16 protein-coding genes and 1 pseudogene are annotated in these 17,688 nt (G+C 35.2%); 15 read left to right on the top strand and 2 right to left on the bottom strand.

Annotated elements, in window-relative coordinates; genetic code table 11:
* Nucleotides 1-411 precede the first annotated feature (411 nt).
* Entirely contained in the window at nucleotides 412-753 is a 342-nt protein-coding gene (locus ACYUJ6_RS14300) for a hypothetical protein (RefSeq protein WP_461843379.1), read from the bottom strand.
* Nucleotides 754-974: 221 nt separating this feature from the next.
* Between ACYUJ6_RS14300 and ACYUJ6_RS14295 the strand changes: the two genes are divergently transcribed.
* Both ACYUJ6_RS14295 and ACYUJ6_RS14290 read left to right on the top strand, forming a co-directional pair.
* A complete protein-coding gene (locus ACYUJ6_RS14295; RefSeq protein ID WP_461843378.1) occupies nucleotides 975-1,622 on the top strand; it encodes a type II toxin-antitoxin system PemK/MazF family toxin in 648 nt (215 codons plus the stop codon).
* A 544-nt stretch (nucleotides 1,623-2,166) separates the two neighbouring features.
* Nucleotides 2,167-2,352, top strand: a pseudogene (locus ACYUJ6_RS14290) (ParB N-terminal domain-containing protein); the annotation flags it as partial.
* A gap of 446 nt (nucleotides 2,353-2,798) precedes the next feature.
* On the opposite strand, the gene ACYUJ6_RS14285 reads toward ACYUJ6_RS14290, so the two are convergent.
* Nucleotides 2,799-3,152, bottom strand: coding sequence for a MerR family transcriptional regulator (locus tag ACYUJ6_RS14285; protein WP_461845521.1), 354 nt, complete (start codon nucleotides 3,150-3,152; stop codon nucleotides 2,799-2,801).
* A 376-nt stretch (nucleotides 3,153-3,528) separates the two neighbouring features.
* On the opposite strand from ACYUJ6_RS14285, the gene ACYUJ6_RS14280 reads away from it, so the two are divergent.
* The 13 genes from ACYUJ6_RS14280 to ACYUJ6_RS14220 all read left to right on the top strand — a co-directional run bounded on the left by ACYUJ6_RS14280 (nucleotide 3,529) and on the right by ACYUJ6_RS14220 (nucleotide 17,670).
* A complete protein-coding gene (locus ACYUJ6_RS14280; protein ID WP_461843377.1) occupies nucleotides 3,529-4,854 on the top strand; it encodes an MFS transporter in 1,326 nt (441 codons plus the stop codon).
* 39 nt (nucleotides 4,855-4,893) lie between these two features.
* Nucleotides 4,894-7,275: a glycyl radical protein gene (locus tag ACYUJ6_RS14275; protein ID WP_461843376.1), complete on the top strand. Its 2,382-nt coding sequence runs from the start codon at nucleotides 4,894-4,896 to the stop codon at nucleotides 7,273-7,275.
* 16 nt (nucleotides 7,276-7,291) lie between these two features.
* Nucleotides 7,292-8,086 carry a glycyl-radical enzyme activating protein gene (locus ACYUJ6_RS14270; RefSeq protein WP_461843375.1) on the top strand — a complete coding sequence of 265 codons (795 nt, stop codon included), beginning with the start codon at nucleotides 7,292-7,294 and terminating at the stop codon, nucleotides 8,084-8,086.
* 30 nt (nucleotides 8,087-8,116) lie between these two features.
* Nucleotides 8,117-8,920 (top strand): pyrroline-5-carboxylate reductase family protein, encoded by an 804-nt coding sequence (locus ACYUJ6_RS14265; protein WP_461843374.1) that lies wholly within the window; start codon nucleotides 8,117-8,119, stop codon nucleotides 8,918-8,920.
* Nucleotides 8,921-9,002: 82 nt separating this feature from the next.
* The gene (locus tag ACYUJ6_RS14260) at nucleotides 9,003-9,974 is read left to right on the top strand and encodes a sugar phosphate isomerase/epimerase family protein (RefSeq protein ID WP_461843373.1); all 972 of its coding nucleotides are present in this window, start codon (nucleotides 9,003-9,005) and stop codon (nucleotides 9,972-9,974) included.
* Nucleotides 9,975-10,479: 505 nt separating this feature from the next.
* Nucleotides 10,480-11,382, top strand: coding sequence for a LysR family transcriptional regulator (locus ACYUJ6_RS14255; protein WP_461843372.1), 903 nt, complete (start codon nucleotides 10,480-10,482; stop codon nucleotides 11,380-11,382).
* A 336-nt stretch (nucleotides 11,383-11,718) separates the two neighbouring features.
* The gene (locus ACYUJ6_RS14250; RefSeq protein WP_461843371.1) at nucleotides 11,719-12,057 is read left to right on the top strand and encodes a GNAT family N-acetyltransferase; all 339 of its coding nucleotides are present in this window, start codon (nucleotides 11,719-11,721) and stop codon (nucleotides 12,055-12,057) included.
* Nucleotides 12,058-12,181: 124 nt separating this feature from the next.
* Complete coding sequence (locus tag ACYUJ6_RS14245; protein ID WP_461843370.1) at nucleotides 12,182-13,036, top strand: SatD family protein; 855 nt, start codon at nucleotides 12,182-12,184, stop codon at nucleotides 13,034-13,036.
* Nucleotides 13,037-13,147: 111 nt separating this feature from the next.
* Nucleotides 13,148-13,462, top strand: coding sequence for a hypothetical protein (locus ACYUJ6_RS14240; protein WP_461843369.1), 315 nt, complete (start codon nucleotides 13,148-13,150; stop codon nucleotides 13,460-13,462).
* 105 nt (nucleotides 13,463-13,567) lie between these two features.
* Nucleotides 13,568-14,038, top strand: a complete 471-nt coding sequence (locus tag ACYUJ6_RS14235; RefSeq protein WP_461843368.1) for a UPF0158 family protein — start codon at nucleotides 13,568-13,570, stop codon at nucleotides 14,036-14,038.
* Nucleotides 14,039-14,543: 505 nt separating this feature from the next.
* On the top strand, nucleotides 14,544-14,942 hold the full coding sequence (locus tag ACYUJ6_RS14230) for a hypothetical protein (protein ID WP_461843367.1): 399 nt from the start codon (nucleotides 14,544-14,546) through the stop codon (nucleotides 14,940-14,942).
* Nucleotides 14,943-15,048: 106 nt separating this feature from the next.
* Nucleotides 15,049-16,533 (top strand): TIGR02677 family protein, encoded by a 1,485-nt coding sequence (locus ACYUJ6_RS14225; RefSeq protein WP_461843366.1) that lies wholly within the window; start codon nucleotides 15,049-15,051, stop codon nucleotides 16,531-16,533.
* The gene (locus tag ACYUJ6_RS14220) at nucleotides 16,534-17,670 is read left to right on the top strand and encodes a TIGR02678 family protein (RefSeq protein ID WP_461843365.1); all 1,137 of its coding nucleotides are present in this window, start codon (nucleotides 16,534-16,536) and stop codon (nucleotides 17,668-17,670) included.
* Nucleotides 17,671-17,688 lie beyond the last annotated feature (18 nt).

Here is a 17,688-nt window from a genome sequence, read left to right as displayed (position 1 = left end):
ATTTTGTATACCAAACTTCTTGATTGTTTTGATTTTCTTTAGATAAAAATTTTTTAGAAGCTATTTCATAATCTACTGTAAAGCCTGTTTGAGTAAAAATAACTATTAATTCTTTCTTTTCTTTAATCCTTTGTTTCAAAAAAATATCCTCCTAATAAAATAATTTACATTTCTATTATTATACCTATATATCATATTTTTACCAGTATATTTTTTTATACACCATTTCATCTTATGTTACCTCATCAATATTAAGATGTCCATGGATCTACATTAATAAGCTTTTTTATAGTTTCGGAAGCTTCTTTAAATGGCATAAGTTGAGACACATATGTTATTACTTCAGTCATACCCTTTGTAATCCTGTGATTGGCCGGTATTTGAAATTGTTCATCTGAAATTCCGTATCCTTTACGGCATCGCCTGCAAAATAAGGCTATCTCTTTTAAAAGGTATATATCCATACATGGATAATATATGAGTTTGAACCCCACGCTTTGGGGTAATTAATTTTTCACCACAACTGCAGTATTTATCGTGATTATTAACTTCAATATTACTTAAAACTTCTCCAGAAATCTGTAAGCCAATACCTATAAAAGAAGAAATCGTATTCCCGAGAGTCTTTTCCACAGTATTAATGTTGATATTACTTTTATTATCCAAATTAGCAAGTTCATCCGTAAAATCCACTAGAATACTCTCAGATTTTTTAATGTTTTGTGCTATAATTTCATTACGATTTTTAATCATAGTCTAAGATACCTCCTTATATTTGGATTGCAAGGTTATTTTAGACTATTTTTTATGCTTTTCTACCAGAAATTTAACCGTATAATTGTATCTTTATCCATGGGTTTATTTTCTTCATTTTAATTAAATGTACCCTATTGAATCCACATATAGATATATAAATTTAGGTATGTTATAATTTACAGATAAATGCATTACAAATGCAAGAAGGGGAGAGGACTGTGCCTATAAATATAGATTTATCTAGGACACAAATGTATTTAGAATGGCTTAAAACAAAACTGTTTCTTGATTCAAGAGCAAGTTGTGCTAAAAGCAGAATTGTGAAACGAGGTGAAGTATACAAGTGTAACTTGGGTCAGAATATTGGAAGTGAAGAATGTAAAGAAAGACCTTGTGTCATAATACAATATGATGCTGGAAACACTAAATCACCTAATACGATTGTGGCACCTATAACCCATAGCAATTCAAAATTACCAATTGTTATTCCAATAGCAGACAAATATAATTCAGATGGAGATGTTATTCTTGATGGTAATGTGCTTTTAGGAAATATAATATGTGTTAGTAAAGGAAGATTGGGAGAATTTATTACTAATTTAGAAAAAGATGAAATTAAAAGGATAGATGAAGCAATTGCTATTTCTTTGGATATTAAAAGACATTATGATAAGCTTAATAATATATTGAATGATAAATTAAAATATATAGACAAATTAAAAAATAAAGTTAAATCATTAGCAAATGAGTTAGATGAGAAAGAGAAGAAAATTGGAAAACTTAAAGAATTACTTAATGAATTTGGGTTAAAAGATGTAGAAGAATTGAAATCATTAATTAAAAGTAATTCTGATAAAAATATGTAGACAAGCAGCAAAATCAGTGGTAATATGAAAGTACAAAGATGCTATTCACGAGTGGGATAGTCGTAATATTATTTCAAATGGGAATCACGAGCGGGTTCCCTGTTTTATACAATTTTTAGTATCTTTTTATCTTTAAATGAATATAATATTATTAGATGAAGATAATAAAGATACAAAGATGCTTTGAAATGAATGTCCAAAGTGGTAATAATAACAAAATGAAGAGTCACGAGTGGGCTCTTCTGTATTATGTAAGTCGAGACCCACAATATTTGTGAGGTCTTTTTTATTTTACAAGAAATGATTATAATATATAAATTTCAAAGGGATATGGGGTATAATTTCCCCTGGAGTTGTGCCGGAAAGGCCGGGTGGCCCTCCCCGCGTGAAAAATCGCAAAATTCCATAGGGGGTATAGGCTAAAAATCAAATATGAAAAATGCTGAATTTTAAAGGAATTACAGAAAATTTTACACCTTAAGAAGTTAAATTAAAAATATACTTCTTAAGGTGTTTTCTATTTGCTTTTAAGGAAGGTGATAATTTGGAGATTCAAAAAGTATCTGTTAAAAAGCTTAATCCGGCTAAATATAATCCAAGAAAAGATTTAAAGCCGGGAGATCCAGAATATGAAAAACTTAAAAGATCAATTGAAACCTTTGGATATGTAGAACTTGTAATTTGGAATAAGAGAACAGGAATAAATTTAAACCAAAGAGAAGAAATATTAAGGATAAAAATAATAAGACTGACAAATTGTGCTCCCATGATAATAACAAGGTAAATACAGCTGAATTCTGTAGTATACTCCAAAAGTGGGTTTATAAACTCACAATTCAACGTTAAGCAGTGCTGGAAATTATGTTAAAAAACAAAGATAAGCATTATACACATTAAATATGGTGTTATAAGTATATAAGTAGTAGAATTTATAGTTTTGGCAAAGAAAGGATAAAGGGAATCCACATAAAACAAATAATTCTCATGAGGTTTTGGGGTTTTCTACAATGTGGATTGGAAATATTGGTTATGGATATGAAGATAACACAGAAAATGTATAATAATTTAATTTGTAATGAAATTATTGTTATCTGTAGGAAAAGAAAAAACTATTGGTTTGGAAAATATTCTCTTGATGGCTAAAAACACAAAAGGGACAACAAATTACTCTGATATTTATTTTTCTGCATCTTTATTAAGAAATTTCATAGCCAGTTCTTCGCGTAATCCAGGAAGGTTGGTTGTCCCTTTTTCTTTTCCTATTCTATAAAACTCACATTTATAATTGATGCGGTCAAGTGCATTTTGTAAGGGAGCAATCTGTTTTTCAGTTTTTTCTTTTTGATGAATGAATAGATTATATCGCTGGTCAATTGTGGAATCCCCTTCTTCGCACCATTCAAAGAATTGTTTGATAACTTTAAGTGGCATACCTGTATTCTTTAAACATTCTATCATTTTCAGGCATTCAATGTCTGTGTTATCAAACATCCTTACATTTCCAGAGGTTTTATTGACAAGAGGAAGCAGTCTTTCCTTATCGTAATAACGCAGAGTTGATATGGATATATTTAATCATTCCTCAAAATCATAAACTTTAAGATATATAGGAATTACCGGAGAGCAGAAAAAAGAAGTTTATTTACAATCTATATATAATCTATTTTTAATCCACTAAATTTAAGCCTTAATCCCAGTAAACTCAATAGGTTCAGGCTAAACTAAGCAATATGTAACTGCAAAACCGTGGAAAATTTTGAAATGACGTCGTGTTTTGAAAAACCTACTATTTATTTTTTGAATAGTGGTATTCATCATAGGTATTTCCAGTTTGAACAATTGAATGTTAATATAATAACAAGAGTAAATGTTAATATAATAACAAAGACATATGAAAGGAGAAAAAATGAAAAAAAATTATAAAGAAGCGCCATTTACGAAATTCCATCTGATGCTATATGTCTGTATTATTCTAGGTCAGATTGCGTGTGGGTATGCTTTGGGGATTGCAGGTACAGCAGTAACACAAGCTCAGGATAAATTGGGGTTAAGTACTTTTTGGGTTGGGTTGTTGGGAGCTGGAACACTAATTGGACTTGCAGGAAGCCTTGTTGTCGGCAATATTGCAGATAAAATTGGCAGAAGCAAATTGTTGATATTGGATATGGGATTATTTTCTATATTTTCTATCCTCCAGTTTTTTACATCAAATGTTGAAATTTTAATGATTTTGCGTATCTGTATCGGTCTTTGTATTGCTGTTGATTATACAGTGGGAACTACAATTATTTCAGAGTGGTTTTCACCTAAGGACGGACCGATTTATCTGAGTCGATTTATTATTTTCTGGACATTTGGTTATGTAGCTTCTTTCTTTGCAGGACTTATTATGGGAAACTTATCTACGGATTACCATGTCATTTTCATTACTTCAGTTATTCCAGGTGCACTTGCCGCTATTTCAAGAATTGTTATAGGGGTTCCAGAATCTCCTGCATGGCTGGCTACAGTTGGTCGTTTAGATTATGCAAACAAGCTAATTAGGGAAAAACTTGGAGATGAATATTGTATTGTTGCTGAAGAAAAGAAAGAATTTAATGAAAAAGTATCTGTGATGGAATTGTTTAGTGCAAAGTACCGAAAAAATACACTTGTAGGTGGAGTATTTTGGGCATGTCAGGTTTTCCCTTACTTTGGAGTAGGTATCTTTCTTCCTATATTAATTAGTAAATTGAACATGGGAGATGCAAATACATCTAGTATTTTATACGATGTCTTCTGTATGGCAGGAGCATTCATCGGAACCTATCTGTGTAACAGGATTTCGAGAAAACGCTTTCTTGTTTCAACATTTTATATTGCTGCCATTGCACTAGGTGTGATGATTGTAGGACATAACGGACCAACTATTATTATGGTTACTTCATTCTGTGTATATGCACTGGTTATGTCAATTGCTGTTGTAATAGAAAATCCATATCCACCAGAATTATTTGATGATCGTGTTCGAGGCACAGGTGTTGGTATAGTTATTGCCTTCAGTCGACTTGGAGCAGCTGCAGGAACTTTTCTACTTCCAATTCTTGTAAAAGGCGTTGGCGTATATGGTACTTTAGGTGTCTGTTTTGCCATATTGCTTGTCGGAGGAGTGGTTTGCCATCTGTTTGCACCAGAAACTTCCGTAAAATATATTCATTTGGTAAATACGGATAAGAGATTATCTACAAGTTAATTAAAGAAAAAAATAATAATTATAAAGGAGGAACATATCATGTCAAAAGATTATATGCAGAGAATACAGGCACTGAGAGAAAATTATATGTCTCATCGTGTTGAAATGGACATTCTGGATGCTTATTATGTGACTCAGGGATTTAAAGCTACAGAAGGCCAGCCATGGCAGATTCAGAAAGCTACCGCTATGAAGAATGTATATGAGAATAAACCGATTTACATTCAGGACAATGAACTTTTAGTTGGCGGTGTTGCATTCAAACCGCGTGCGGGAATCCTCAATCCAGATTCTGCTTGCTCCGTAATTGAGAAAGAGCTGGATACTATCAGCACACGTAAATATGATCCATTTTATCTGTCTGATGAGAACAAAAAACTCTTCATGGATGAAGTGGCTCCTTATTGGAGAGGTAAATGTGTTCTTGATCGTTGGGATGCAATGATGCCTGAAGATGTAAGAACAATGCGTGATGGCGGAATGCTGTATGTTGATAAAAAGTTTGTTCGTGGATATGGTGAGAATACACCTGGCTGGAGAACTCTTCTTAAAAAAGGTATTTCAGGAATTAAGAAAGAAGCTGAAGAAAAACTTGCTGCTCTTGATGATGCAGATGGAGAAGATGTACTGAAACAGATAATCTTCTACAAATCTCTTATTATCTCAGCTGAAGGTATTATTGTACTTGCTAACCGTCATGCAGATCTGGCTGAGAAGATGGCAGCAGAAGAAACAGATGAGACACGTAAGGCAGAACTGTTAAAAATTGCAGAAGTAAACCGCAATGTTCCTGCAAATCCACCTGGCAGCTTCTATGAGGCACTGCAGAGTATGCTTACTTATGAGTTCTGTATCTTCATGGAGCAGAATGCCTCTTCCTACAATTTAGGCCGTATGGATCAGTATCTTATTGATTATTATAAGAAAGATATTGCAGATGGTATACTGACACAGGATGAAGCTCAGGAACTTATGGATTGTTTCTGGATTAAGATTGCAGAAATGGGATTATTTCAAGATGGTGAAAGTGCTGCTTTCTCCGCAGGTTACAATATGACTGTTCAGGTTTGCGCAGGTGGTATTGATCAATATGGAAATGACGCTGTTAATGACCTTTCCTATATGACAATTCAGGCTACAGAAGATACTGCCCTAAAAGAACCAAACATGACCGTTCGTTACAGCATTTCCAAAAACCCGGATTCATTCTTAAGAAAAGCTGCAGAGTGCATCCGTATGGGACGTACCATGCCTGCTATCTATCATGATGATGCTGGTATCAAGATGCTTCTTAATAAGGGTATTCCAATGTCACAGGCATGGGACTGGACTCCATGTGGCTGCGTTGAAACGAATCTGGAAGGCCGTTTAAAATCTTATACTGATATTGGTGAAATCAGCATGGGCGGCGTTGTAGATATGGTTATGAATAATGGTAAGAGCCGTAAGACTGGTGAGCAGATTTCTATTCGAACTGGTGATCCTCGTGACTTTAAGACATTCGACAGTTTTATGGCAGCAATCAAAAAACAGATTGATCATTTCGTGCATACAATGGCAACAATGAATTCCTATTTGGATTATCTTAGCGAGAATTATCGTCCGGTTGCAGGGCTTTCGTTGACATATCCGAACTGTATGAAGGTGGGTAAAGATTATGCAAATGGCGGAGCTGAGTTTAATGTAGGCAATGGTATCAATATCATCGGACAAGCAGATATCATTAATTCTGTGGCAGATATTAAAGATCTTATTTACGATGAAAAGAAATTGACTATGGATGAACTTTGCAAAGCGTTGGATGCAAATTTTGAAGGATATGATGACATCTATAAGATGTGTATGGATGCGCCAAAATACGGAAATGATGATCCTAAGGCTGATTTTTGTGCCGGAGAAATCTACAACTATCTTGTGGATCAGATTGAGAAATATGATTCACCATTTGGTAAATTGACAGCAGGCATGCTTCCCGTATCTGGTAACGTGCCAATCGGACAAAGCGTAGGAGCGCTTCCTTCTGGACGTAAAGCATGGACACCTCTTGCAGATGGTATCGGTGCTACAGGTGGTACTGATGTAAATGGTGCTACTGCACTTTTGAAATCTATCAGTAACTTACCACATGCACGTTTCACTCAGGGAACACAGATGAATCTAAAGATTGATCCGAAACTTCTTGAAGGCGAGCGTGGACTAAATAATATGATGGTTATGTTGAAGACTCAGTGTACATTGGATATTTATCATACACAATATAACATTATCGATCCCGAAGTTCTTTTGGATGCACAGAAGAATCCGGAGGATCATAGAGATCTTTTAGTACGAGTTGCAGGCTATACAGCATTCTTTGTAGAGCTGGGCAAGGATATCCAGAATGATATTATTCAGCGTACGGAGATTGAAAGTTGGGGTTAATAGAAAGGTCAATATAATGAGCTATAAAAGTTATGAAAATATGGATCTTCCAGGTTCTGTACTTCGTATTGAAAAAAGTTCCATTTTCGATGGAGATGGACTTCGGACAGTTGTATTTATGAAAGGATGCCCTCTGCGCTGCCAGTGGTGTTCAACTCCTGAAAGTCATCATAGAGGGATTCAGACAACTATGGATGGAAGTATTACCTACGGCCGTATTATGACTGTTGAAGAGGTTATGGTAGAAGTTCGAAAAGATATTCCTTTTTATTTCCATTCAAGTGGCGGGATGACGGTATCCGGAGGAGAAATTCTTACACAATCCGAGTTCGTTTATAATTTAGTGCGCCGTGCATGCTGGGAAGGAATTAACACTTGCATCGAAACCTCCTTTTACGGGGATTGGAATGAGATCGAGCCTATTCTAAGATGTACAAATACTGCTTTTGTGGATTTGAAACTAATGGATCCAGAAAAACATAAAAAATATACAGGGGTGTCCAATGACGTCATTCTTAGCAACATTCGTAAAGCTGGGGCTAAGAGAAGAAGTAATATGAAACTGATTATTCGTAGACCGCTGATTCCAGGAGTGAATGATTCCAAAAAGGATCTGGAGCTCCTTGGAAGGTTCCTTGCTGAACTATCGGGTGTGGATCATCTGCAACTATTGCCCTATCACCGTCTTGGAACGGATACTTACCGTAAATTGGGACTTACATATCAGCTTCCCGATATTGAGACTCCTTCAAAAGAGTATATGGAGCAGTGTGCGTGCATTACAAACAAATATGTTAGAACAATAATTTAAAATAAATTTAAGAGAAGGGTGGATACAATTATGTTACGTTATGGATTTATTGCTGCAGGAAATATTATTCGTGCAATGCACAGAGGAGCAGAACTTAAAGAGGGGTATAACCCTTCAGAAATTGGTGTTTACGATATTAACGAAGATGTACGTAAAGATTATGCATCCAAAGGTTATGCAACATTTGATAACATGAAGGAGCTTGTTGATAATTCAGAAATGCTGGTTCTTGGAGTAACACCTAAGGTTGCCGGATTTATCATCGATGAGTTGAAAGCATGCTATAGACCGGGACAGCTGATGTTAACAGTGGTAACTGGTGTTGAGCAGCCTTGGTATACAGAACATCTTGGCAAGGACTGCAAGGTTGTGATTTGCATGCCTAACATGAGTTCACAGGTAGGAGAAGGTGCATTTGCGGTATCACGTAATGAAAACTGCACGGATGAAGATGTAGAGAAGGTTACAGCAATCCTTAGATTATGTGGTATTGTGGAAGAGATTCCAGATGGTATGATGGCTGAAATACTTCCTTTTAATGGTTCAACACCTGGATTCATTTATCATATCGCCAACCTAATGGTAAAAGAAGCAGAAAAGTTAGGACTGAATCCCGATTCAGCAATTCGTTTATTTGCTCAGACAGTTAAGGGAAGTGCAGAAATGATCCTTTCTTCCGATATTAGTCTGAAGGAACTTGAAACTGCACTTAGATTACCTGGTGGTGCTACGGTAACAGCATTGGAAAAGATTGAATCTATGGGATTTGATGCAATATTTGAAGGATTTGTAAAGGTTTCAGTTGATCACTGCAAGAAACTTGGAAATCAATAATTAATAAAAATAAACCAATGATAAGTTGTACTTAAGTCAGATAAGTTGTAAAATAAAATTTTTAAAATAAAGGAGAAAAAACATGATTAAGAATCACGATAGAAAATTTAAAATTGGAATGCATAGTTATACGCTGCACCTTTCAGGTTTTGGCGAGAGCTGGGGATTTCAGGAGTTTGGGGAACATCATGCATTTGAACAGATAGCAACATTTAAGGATTTGGTAAACATTGCAGCAGAAGTTGGACTGGATGTTCTTCATATCACTTTGGTAGATATCCAGAATGACACATCAGACGAACATTTGGCAGAGTGCCGTAAGATTGCTGAGGATGCAGGTATTGAACTTGAGCTTAACGTTTCTTTTAATGCTCCTTCTGATCCCCGTGTAAATTGCAATGTTGTAGATTCGTTACATATTGCACATAAATTAGGATGTAACCTTGTGAAGTATAGCACAGATGTAGAGCATCCAGAGAAATCTTCTAACTCTTGCTTAGCACCTTCTGTTATGGCACAGCTGGTTGAAGTTTATAATCAGTTCCATGATAATATTCCACTTATTGAGGAATATGGTATGAAAATTGCAATCGAGAACCATTGTGATCTGTTCGCAGATGAAGTAATCTGGCTGGTTGAAAAGCTGAATCATCCTCTGATAGGTGCATGCTGTGATACGATCAATTCATTAATGGTTATGGAAGGTATTGCAGATTGTGTCCGTAAAATGGCACCATATTGTTATTGTGTACATTTCTGTGATAATAGAGTATTTGCAGATCCTGATGGAACACATTCACTTGGTACAGCAATCGGAGCAGGAAATGTTGACTGCAAAGCTATCATTGATATTTTGAGAGAAGAAGCACCAGAAAGTCTGGATACCATCGATCTTGAAATAGAATTACCCCTTTCTGGTTATACTATTGAAGAAGGTAGAAAGTTAGAACTGAAGAGCTTACGTGAGTCTATTGAATATATGTATAAAGAATTAGGAATCGGTTACAATCCTGCAAAGATCTACGGCGATAGTAATTACTTTTTGAACAAATAATTCGATGGGAAATTTAGTGTAAGTTGAACTGAGATGTTAAGCATGATTGGATAATCGATTAAAACTCGTATACCTGATCATGCTGTTTTACTTTATAAAAATAATCTAGGACAGAAAAATATACAGGTAAGGAGCAAGTCCATGAAAATCGGAAGGATTGCTATACCGAAAATAAGAAAGGGAAGTGTATGAAGAAAAGAGAATCGGAATATTCTATATGCCAGTGGTTTTCCATTTCAATCTGTGGGGGTATTGGATGTTTGAGTACCTCACCACGCATTTAACTAGGTGTTAAGATAATTCTTAGTGTACGGTCTTATAGAGCTATTTATTTGTGCTTGAAAGGTGAGACTTACATTGATTATAATATGCTGTATAAAACGAAGAGAGTTTTTACGACTCCTCCTACCGTGCTTTATAGTGTAGCTTCTTGAAACTATTGTAGCAAAAAAGTAGAGGTAGTCAAAAACTTTCATTACTATTTGTGCCGCCCTTTGGCGGAGGAATGGAGATTAATATGACTTTACTACAACTCAAATATTTTATTTCAGTTGCTGAAACAGGAAGTTTTACCCATGCAGCAGAACAAGTCTATACATCCCAACCAACAATAAGTCGGTATATACAGTTGTTGGAAGATGAATTAGGCTACGCTCTTTTCAATCGAAACAGTAAACCAATTCGCCTTACTGAGCCTGGACAAATACTATATGAAGGTGTGAAAGCAGCAATTTCAGAGATAAATTATACTCTTAATATGGCAGGAATTGCTTCGGAAGGGAAAATAGGTTCATTATCTATCTCTTTTCAATCCGGTTATTATTCAGAATATATGTTTTTCCCTGTTATTAATGAACTACGTGAAACATGGTCATCATTACGGATACGATGTAATAAATTATTTTCATGGGAACAAATCAAAGGACTTAAAAATGAGAGCATAGATATTGCTATTGGTCTTAATGTCCCTCATTGGGACAAATCAGGCTTTACTGTTATACCATTGAAAGAAGTAGAAACTCTAATTGTTATGTCTGCTTATCATAGGTTAGCAAATAAACAAACTCTTGATTATAATGATCTTTGTGGAGAAACCTTTTTTCTAACTGCACCAAATGGACATCAGGTGGACAAAGTTTTCAAAGACCGTTTTGATCTTACAAATGTTCATCAGGTGGAAGTGGCTTCATCAGAAGTTGCTTACTTTAAGGTATTATCGGATAATGGACTTACTATTTCAAATCCATATGATCCAATGTTGTTAAATAGTCCATACTATTATTCTATAAAGCTTGATTCCGAATATTCTGACTCATATGTTTGTGTGGTAAATCCCGATAATACAAATCCTGTAATAAAACTGTTTTTGGATTTGATTAATAGATATTGCATTGAAACGGAAAAATAACTTATATGTCCCTTTACTTCATTTATGAGTATCAAAATTGTAGATTCGCTGAAAAATGTGAAGGTGGAATAAATGGGGTGTTGTGGATAAGTAGGATAAATTAAATATAAGTGTGGTGTAAAACGGAGAGAGAACAGTCTCTTCGCTTTACTACGTTAAAGGCAATGAAGGAATGGTCAGGGTATTGGACTGTAAAGTTGAGTGATTGGAAAAAGCGTCCTGAGGTTATAAGTATATGAACTTGAACGGAAAATCACTCAAGGAAAGATGGTACAGTGTTCATATCGTGAGTATAATGGGCATTGATTTGGAAGATTGGCTCAAGTGTTGTAGATTTTGGAAGAATGGAACTTCTTCTTCTCAGAGTACACCACTTTGCTAGCTGTGCAGGCCGGTGTGATTGGGGGTTTTGCCGATATGGATGGAAATGGTTATCTGGACAGACTTTTTGTTTATAAAGATTATCAAAGCGTGGGAATTGCAGCGGGGCTGGTGAAGAAATTAGAGCGGCGCGTGGGAAAGAATAATGTGGTTTGCTTTGAAACATATGCATCCATTACAGTCAGACCCTTTCTTGAGCAACTGGGATATGTGATGCAGACTGAAAATACAGTTGTCAGAGAAGACGTATCCCTAACAAACCTCAGGATGACAAAGGTGGTCTCTGATTATTGATGTATTTTATCTTTGAAGATATAGCTGCTTTTATGCAATCTATTCAGGTTGCTTTTTAAAAGTGCAACTCATATTGATTGCATTTTTGCTAAATTGTGTTACAATGATTATCAGGAGTGATGGTATGAAAAATTACACTGTGTTAATAATGGATCTGAAAAAGTCTCGATCCTATTCAGTTGAGGATAGAAATTCTATACAGAAGTACATTGTCACGGTAATTAAAAAATTAAACGAGGTGTTTTCAAGTTCATTGGCCAGGGATGTGGAGTTCAGTGCAGGAGATGAGATCCAAGGTCTGTTTATCTCCACAGAATCTGCATATCTTTATTTTAGAATGTTTTATATGCTTATTTCTCCAGTGGAAATCAAAGCAGGAATTGGCATAGGCGAGTGGAATATAAAAATTGAAAATGCAAGCACAACTGCTCAAGATGGTCCGGCATATCATAATGCACGTAATGCCATTGAAAACGTAAAAGATTCACTAGGACATTCTGTACTTCTTTACTCAGGAACTGAGGCTGATTTATTTTTAAACGCTTTAATTAATACTTCTTTTATATTAACCGGCAACCATAGTGAATATCAAAATGAACTTATGCTAATTTCAGAATTGCTGTACCCTATTGATTATGGCCGGGTGATTGATCATAGTAAAAGTAACCTCATTTCAAAACTTGCAGTATCAAAAAACAAATTCAATTATTATACGTATTATAAGAAAAGTAAATCGGTAAAAAAATATCCCTTCGATGAGATTGAATTTATGAATTTAGAGCCTATTCCAATAGATGCAGCTAACGATGATAGCAATTTTTATGTTTCCAGCGGAAAGAAAAGAGGAATGACTACACAATTATCTGAAATTTTAAACATAAGTAGACAAAGTATTGAAAAAACTTTTAAAACAGCCAATATCTACGAAGCTAGAAATTTAACTATTGTAGCTTTAAAATTTATGGATAAGTATTTATAAGAGGTAAAATATGATTATATATTATGCGTTTGATCTAGGTGCAGAAACAACCTCATTATACGAACATATACAGCAATGGCCGCATTTTAACAGTTTAGTTGCTTGCTCACATTGATATTTGTGATAATATGGGATCCTGCAGCAGTTTTTATAAAGAAGCTATTATCGTATATTATTGATGAAAACAGCAGTGATCAGGAGGAGAATGATCCTCAAGTAGGACGTATAATTGGAAAGCTTGAACGAATCATTGTTTCAGGTTTAATCTTATGTAATCAATTTGGAGCAATTGGCTTTGTGTTGACTGCAAAAAGTATTGCATGTTACAAGCAGCTTGAAGATAAAAATTTTGCAGAGAAATATTTGGTGGGCACCTTGACCAGCGTATCGATTGCATTTATCATAACTATTGTTCTAAAACAATAATTAAAAGTAAGGATAATACCGGCTGCCCGTCAGCACAATGCATGAATCGGCAGGTTTTGAAAGGCAGGTTCATATCTGGAAATGTGGTAAAAGGAGAATGTAAAAATGGGAAAAGTTAAAATAGAAGATGTATTACAAGCAATAGAATTAGCTAGTGATGAGGGAAACTATTATTATAATAAGGTTACAGGTGAAGTTATTTATATAGATGATGAGACAAGGAGGATGGCTGAGGATTATGATGAAGATGATGCAGAGAAGCTGATGGAATGGCAGCTGGATGATGTTAAAGCTGCCATTGACGTGGAAGAAAATTGGGATAACTATATTTCATTGCCATCCAAGTTTGATATTAATGAGTATGATATTATGGTTCAATTCTGTTATTCCTTAGATAATGATAAAATATCCAATAAACTATTAAATGCATTAAATGGAAAGGGAGCTTTTAGGAGATTTAAGGATGCAGTCATAAGATTTAATGTAGAAAAGAAATGGTACAAATTTACGGATGATAAATTTAAGAAAATTGCATTGGATTGGTGTAATGACAATGGATTAGAAATTAATAGATAATTTTTGATCATTCCCCCATATTGTTCAGCATTTTATCTTAAGTTTCACACACTTTTGGAATGTTGAGTGCGTCTTATTGATGTCAAGGGTGAAGGACTGAAAAGGCTGAAAAACTCAGTATATAAGCCATTTCTGTGATTTCCCAATTTCCGATCCGTACATTCGGAATGATATTTTGTTTGCGCGCGGGAACAAGGTAACCGAGGAAATTTCCGTTCGCGAGTGTATAGGATTGATACCGATTTCCGGCGATAGGACAGCATAGATGTTTTTTTGTTTTTAAAAACGACTTTGTGCAAGACGACAGAACCGACTAGTGCTCCTACAACTTTAAAATTAACATTCGAATTCTTTGCATGAGAAAAAGCACTGACTGTTGCAGTGGGAAGCATGGTTGCCAGTGAAGTAGAGGTAGCGATTGCAGGTGAAACATTAAAAAAATATAGTTAAGATGCTGATGTATACGGAACCTGCACCATATTAACGAAAGGATAGAGAGCTACACATGAATGAAATTAAAATAATATTAGATAAAGTTGTAACAGCTTTAACAGCGACTTCAGGTATTGAAGCTGTCATACTCGGCGGCTGGCTTATTATTAATGGATATCATGTTGACTTTATTCTTCGCGATGTTGCATGGGTTGAAAATGTGATTACAGAATGTCAGGAAGGAAGTATCTCTGCACATTATCGAACTGGACATCCCCCTGTTGTTACAGTTTCATCTGCTTCTCACGCACAAGGTGGTGCACCATATTTAAATGACATTGAACTGAAAGACCATTATAAGCATGTCAGAAGTACTCTTAAAAAGAATATTTTTGGCATGCTTATTAGTTTTATAGAACTGTATAGGTTTTCTTACATCTACCGATTTAAAATTTGTCTTTATAGTATATAATATAAGATAAGTTGTTGAATAAGGCACTAAATGAATTATCAAAGAAACAGGAGCATAATAAAAGTGGTTATATATTAAAAAAACTTTTGTAAAAGGTGATTGACGCATGCAGATAACAGATAAACTTACCAAACAAATTGATGAGATGAGGTATATTACAGCGGAAAATGCCTGGAGGTACAGAACTATATTGAGATTTTTCTACCTTCAGTATGAGAAAATGAAATACTGGATGTATAAGGAAGAGTTATTCCAGGAACTGAAAACTCATGATGAATTTAAAGATTATACCATGGAAACCTGCCGCCAGGATCTGGATGTGCTTATATCGTGGAAAAATCTTGTGGCGGTTCAGGATACCGCCAAAGTTGCTACAGTGGAGGAATTTAAAAACAAGCAATTCAGATATGAACTTTCAGAGTACAGTGTGGAAATTGAAAGATTGACTATAAGACTTGAAAACCTATTCGTGGAAAGTGCTTCCCTTGAACCCTCTCTTCTTGAAAGAATAAAGGAACAGATTGAAAAACTTACTGAAATGGTGTCTAAAAGTGAAAAAGAAGTGGGAGTTTGGTGGGGATCTTTGAATAATGACTTCAAGAGATTGAATCAGAATTATCAAGACTACATAAGAGATTTATATGGTATAAAGGCGGATGAACTCATGAAGACAAGTCAATTTCTGATATTCAAGGATAAATTTATAGAGTATCTCAGGGATTTTATAAAAAGTCTTCAATATAATTCATCTCATATAGAGTATATTCTTGAGAACCTTAAAACTGATCAGGTGGATGCAGTACTTTATAAGGCTTTTTTGCATGAAAAGTCAATACCTAGAATTGATATGAAAGTAAATGATGATATGCTTAAGGATAATATTTACGGGCGCTGGGAGAGCCTCCGAAATTGGTTCCTGGCACCTGCAGGAGGTGAAAGTGAGGCGGAAAAGCTTTTAAATATAACAAATGAGATAATAAGAAAAATAACACGATTTGCGTCACAGATAGCAGAGAGCAGGAACAGTGCTGCCAATAGGAAGGAAGAGTACAGAAAACTCTGCAGCATGTTTTTAAAGTGCGGGAGTATAGAGGAGGCCCACAAACTTTCTTCCGTAAGCTTTGGAATATTCAGTATGAAACATATTAAGACAGCAGCAAGAAGTACCGAAAGTATAAACAGCGGCATTTTCGAAGAGAAACCCCAGGTGAAGGTGGTTAAACCCAGGGTGCGTGCCTACAGGGAAAAAACCTCAAGAAATCCCATAGTGAGCAATGCAGAAAAGAAAAGTGCCATGCTCCATAAGATTATGGAGAAAAGGGCGGAGGAGAAAAAGATAATGGAAGGTTACATAAAAAATGGATGCATAGAATTTTCTAATCTTCCCAAAATACCACAAAGTGTCCGTATAACGCTTCTCAGATGGCTCAGTAAGGGAATAAACAGTTCTGACAACAGCGGAAAAACTGAAGATGGGATAAAATATGTGGTTCAGATACCTGAAGATGTGAGTAGAAGATGTACACTGGACTGTGATGACGGAAAACTTGTAATGCCGCCTTATATTATACGATTTGAAGGGGATATATAGATGAGCGAATTGGAAATACTTCTGGAGAATTATTGGATAAGCAAGGACAAAAATAAGGAATTGTACTATAAAATAAAAGACAGCATACCTAGGTTTAAAAATTTTATAACTGATAAGCTTGGCTACCACCTTGTTGTAAATCCGTTTCTGATAAAGCTTGAGAAGTTTCCGGGAAAAGCAGAAAGCTGGATGGGGATCAAAGATTTTGGAAGTGTCATGGAGTATGCATTTTTGTGCATAATTATAATGTTTCTGGAAGACAAGGGTCGGGAGGAGCAATTTGTTTTATCCGAAGTTACAGAGTACATACAGGCAAATTATACAGGTGATGAAAAGGTAGACTGGACATTATACAGGCATAGAAGATATCTTATAAAGGTACTTAAGTTTGTGTCTTCCATGGACATGATAAGAGTTGATGATGGTGAGGAACAGAAATTTACAAGCAATATGGAAGCAGAGGTGCTGTATGAGAGTACCGGACTTTCAAGATATTTTGTAAGAAACTTTCCAATGAATATACTTAAATACGATAATTACAGGGATATTGAAAAAGAAGAATGGACTGATATCGGTACGGACAAAGGATTCATAAGGAGACAGAGGGTATACAGAAGGCTTGTAATGGGACCTGTGGTATACAATGAAGGTGCAGAAGATGTGGACTACAATTATATAAAAAATTACAGGAGCATGCTCTCAAATGATCTGGAAAAATATCTGGATTATGATATTCACGTGCATAGAAATGGCGCCATGGTAGTTTTAAATCCTGAAAAGAATCTCAAGGATACCTTCCCGGGAAATAAAGCCATAAGTGATGTGGTTCTTTTTTTCAATAGATTGATAGTTGATGAAATAAATAAAAATAGAATTACACTTAAGACTGACGATACTGCAGTGATTTCAAGAGCTTATTTTGAAAGTCTGGTAGAAAAGCTCAAATTGAATTTCGGCATGGGGTGGAGTAAGGAATACAGGGAAATTAGGCAGAGTGAACTGAGTGAGGAAATAATACATTATATGCATGATTTTAATATGATAGATGTTATGGAAGAGGAAAAAGAGATAAAGATACTTCCCCTTTGCGGAAAAATAGTGGGAGCATATCCAGAAAGCTTTAATAAAAAGCTTTAGATGGATAAGGAGGATTAT

This window comes from Clostridium sp. JNZ X4-2, assembly GCF_054889485.1.
This window is presented reverse-complemented; position numbering and strand designations above follow the sequence as displayed.

What these genes read in the sequence shown, in the direction of transcription:
- ACYUJ6_RS14255 (WP_461843372.1), top strand. Translation starts at nt 10,480, where the DNA reads ATGGAGATTAATATGACTTTACTACAACTCAAATATTTTATTTCAGTT.
- ACYUJ6_RS14300 (WP_461843379.1), bottom strand. Translation starts at nt 753, where the DNA reads ATGATTAAAAATCGTAATGAAATTATAGCACAAAACATTAAAAAATCT.
- ACYUJ6_RS14275 (WP_461843376.1), top strand. Translation starts at nt 4,894, where the DNA reads ATGTCAAAAGATTATATGCAGAGAATACAGGCACTGAGAGAAAATTAT.
- ACYUJ6_RS14245 (WP_461843370.1), top strand. Translation starts at nt 12,182, where the DNA reads ATGAAAAATTACACTGTGTTAATAATGGATCTGAAAAAGTCTCGATCC.
- ACYUJ6_RS14235 (WP_461843368.1), top strand. Translation starts at nt 13,568, where the DNA reads ATGGGAAAAGTTAAAATAGAAGATGTATTACAAGCAATAGAATTAGCT.
- ACYUJ6_RS14280 (WP_461843377.1), top strand. Translation starts at nt 3,529, where the DNA reads ATGAAAAAAAATTATAAAGAAGCGCCATTTACGAAATTCCATCTGATG.
- ACYUJ6_RS14220 (WP_461843365.1), top strand. Translation starts at nt 16,534, where the DNA reads ATGAGCGAATTGGAAATACTTCTGGAGAATTATTGGATAAGCAAGGAC.
- ACYUJ6_RS14260 (WP_461843373.1), top strand. Translation starts at nt 9,003, where the DNA reads ATGATTAAGAATCACGATAGAAAATTTAAAATTGGAATGCATAGTTAT.
- ACYUJ6_RS14230 (WP_461843367.1), top strand. Translation starts at nt 14,544, where the DNA reads ATGAATGAAATTAAAATAATATTAGATAAAGTTGTAACAGCTTTAACA.
- ACYUJ6_RS14270 (WP_461843375.1), top strand. Translation starts at nt 7,292, where the DNA reads ATGAGCTATAAAAGTTATGAAAATATGGATCTTCCAGGTTCTGTACTT.
- ACYUJ6_RS14225 (WP_461843366.1), top strand. Translation starts at nt 15,049, where the DNA reads ATGCAGATAACAGATAAACTTACCAAACAAATTGATGAGATGAGGTAT.
- ACYUJ6_RS14265 (WP_461843374.1), top strand. Translation starts at nt 8,117, where the DNA reads ATGTTACGTTATGGATTTATTGCTGCAGGAAATATTATTCGTGCAATG.